Genomic DNA, 2,874 nt, shown 5'->3' on the forward strand with positions numbered 1-2,874 from the left:
GCGATGGGTTACGGGGTTGCGGCGATTAAACCGGGATAACGCACCAACGCCACTGCTTTCCAGGAACGGGTTGGTCGGGTCAAAAACGTCATCCAAGGCAAGGCCAGATGTTCCCACATAAGCCGTGGTTTTTGTACCAATGGGGAAACGGTAGAACACGTCAGGAATTTCAACATCGTTGCCACTATCCGCATCATGACCCAAGCGAGCCATGTCCGTACCGGTCACATCACTGAGTTTAGTAAAGTTTCCTGCCTCCAAACGAATTCTCAACCGGTCTTTCCCGGTGAAGCTGGTATTTAAGTTCAAACGTACGCGATCGCTGAGGGTAATGTTTTGATCAATGTCATCTCCACTACCATCAGCTTGTTCTTCCCCAAAGGCACCAGCGAAGGTAAACAGAACCTCCCCTTGGAGTTTGGTGGTGGTAGAGAACTGATGGTCTTCTAGGAAAGCCACCCGACCTTCTAGGTTATCCACCCGTGCTCCTAGGGTAGCCAATTCTGCTTCAAACTCCTGAATCAGCCGTTGCAGGGTTTCCAGGTCTTCCCTGGTAATAAAATCAGCTGTGCTCGCCGCAATTAACCGCTCAATTTGGTTCAAGCAAGCATTCAAACCAGCCGCAAACTCATAACGAGTAGTTGCCCGGTTTCCACGAAATGTGCGGTTAGGATAACCAGCAATACAACCATACCGTTCTACCAGAGAGCGCAGAGCTTCATAAGCCCAGTCACCAGGAGATACATCCCGCAGTTGGGAAACACTGGTCACCTGGTCTAGGGCATCTACATCAGTACTGTTGCTGTTGTAGAGATTGATTTGTTGTAGAATTTCCGAGTTAGACTCACCCTTAGACTCACCGTTAGCCTGGGCAACCGTTAGCTCTTGTGGAGCCGGAAGGGTTTCAGTAGAAGATGCCTCAAGCTTGGGAGCACCATAGGCGCTGTTAGCCACCAGTAGTGAAGCCCCTAGCAAAGCCGGGCTATATTTTATCGTATACCAAAAACTTGTTGACATCCTTTGTCAATCAACCTCAACCCTAGTAGATTATACTCTTGGACTCAAATTAGTCTGCAACCCTTAATTATAACCACTAAAATTAGTTATGTCTATAAAAACTCTGGATTAGCATATCATTTTTTGTGTGATATTTCGATAAATATACTCATCCTCAATTGTATTCACTTATAATATGGCAGTCGCGAGGGCAATTAGGACATGACAAAAGTCTCAAAGCTAAGTAAGCGATGCAGAGGTGCGACCCGTGGCGAATTTAATTCGCCTAGGTCAAGCGCACCTAAGCGGTCTTGGGGGAAACCCCCATGAGCGACTGCATCAAGAAGCGCAAGAGTTTGACTTTTGACTTGTGACTTGTGACTTCTGACTTCTCCTAAACTAGTCAGCTATCTGCTGTCATTTATCAGCAGATAGCTGATAGCAAACCCTAGAATTTTTAGCTAAAATTTTTAGCTAAAATTTTTACCTAGAACTTAAAGGTGGTACGAATGGCTCCAACCCAAATCGTATCATTGTCATCATCGTGATTAGGATTAAAAATCACGTAGGCTCCTGGAGTAATAAGGATGTTCTTGGTAATCGGGAATTTGTACTGTGCCTCAATCAGGTAGGACGTATCATCATCTTCATCAGCACCATCAATATCGGTAGCCTTCGGTGGAACACCTCCAGCAAAACTGAGCACAGCTCCGTCTTTGCCTACATCAATGAAAGACAGGCTGGCTAGCCAAGTGATAATGTCAGCATTGTCACCTTCTTCGACATTACCATTATCATCTTCTGCGATCGCATCAAGATAACCAAACCAACCGCCTAGGTGAATTTGTTCGGTCAGGCGAAAACTGGCTTGTGCTCCTAAGCGATTGGCAGAGGTAGCGGTCTCGCCAAAAGGCTCCCTGGCCAGGTCACTACCAGTGCTACCGGAAAGATTGACATCCTCTCCTGGCTGGTAGCTACGGACGTAGGTCAAAGATATCTCCAAGTTATCAATCGGGGAAATACCCAGTTGAGCGCCAGCGCTATAGGCACCATTGAACAATCCATCTCCTTGCGCAGGACTAGGAGCATCATCCTCATCAGCTAGATAAAGCAGTGATAGACTCAAGGCATCACTAAATTCATAGGTGAAACCGGCACCTGCTCCCTCTGGTCCGCGATGGGTTAGGGGGTTACGGCTGACAAACCGGGATAACGCACCAGTGCCACTGCTTTCCAGGAAGGGGTTGGTCGGGTCGAAAATGTCCTCTATCTCAAGCTCAACGGTTCCCACATAAGCCGTGATTGTGTTACCAATGGGGAAACGGTAGTACAACTTACTAATTTCCACATCGTTGCCACCACCCTCATCATGACCCAAGCGAGCCGAGTCGGTACCAGTCACATCACTGAGACTAGTGAAGTTTGCTGCCTGCAAACGAGTTCTCAACCGGTCTTTACCAGTGAAGCTGGTATCGAAAATCAGACGTACGCGATCGCTTAAGGTAATGTTTTCATCAAAGTCATCCCCACTACCATCAGCTTGTTCTTCTCCAAAGGCACCAGCGAAGGTAAAGATCACCTCCCCTTTCAGTTTAGTGGTGGTGGAGAACTGATGGTCTTCTAGGAAAGCCACCCGACCTTCTAGGTTATCCACCCTTGCCCCTAGGGTAGCCAATTCTGCTTCAAACTCTTGAATCAGGCGTTGCAGGGTTTCCAGGTCTTCTCTGGTAATAAAATCAGCGGTGCTAGCCGCAATTAACCGCTCAATCTGGTTCAAGCAAGCATTCAAACCAGCCGCAAACTCATAACGGGTAGTTGCCCGGTTTCCACGGAATGTGCGGTTAGGATAACCAGCAATACAGCCATACCGTTCTACCA

Annotated in this window: 2 protein-coding genes; both read right to left on the bottom strand. The window is 47.5% G+C overall.

What is annotated here, in order from left to right; genetic code table 11:
- The coding region (locus F6K38_RS38665; protein ID WP_287360239.1) for an iron uptake porin at nt 1-1,017 on the bottom strand (1,017 nt) is incomplete at its 3' end.
- A gap of 466 nt (nt 1,018-1,483) precedes the next feature.
- On the bottom strand, nt 1,484-2,874 hold a 1,391-nt coding region (locus tag F6K38_RS38670), incomplete at its 5' end, for an iron uptake porin (RefSeq protein WP_287360240.1).

This window comes from Moorena sp. SIO3B2, from assembly GCF_010692525.1.
In the GTDB taxonomy this organism is placed as follows: Bacteria; Cyanobacteriota; Cyanobacteriia; order Cyanobacteriales; family Coleofasciculaceae; genus Moorena; species Moorena producens.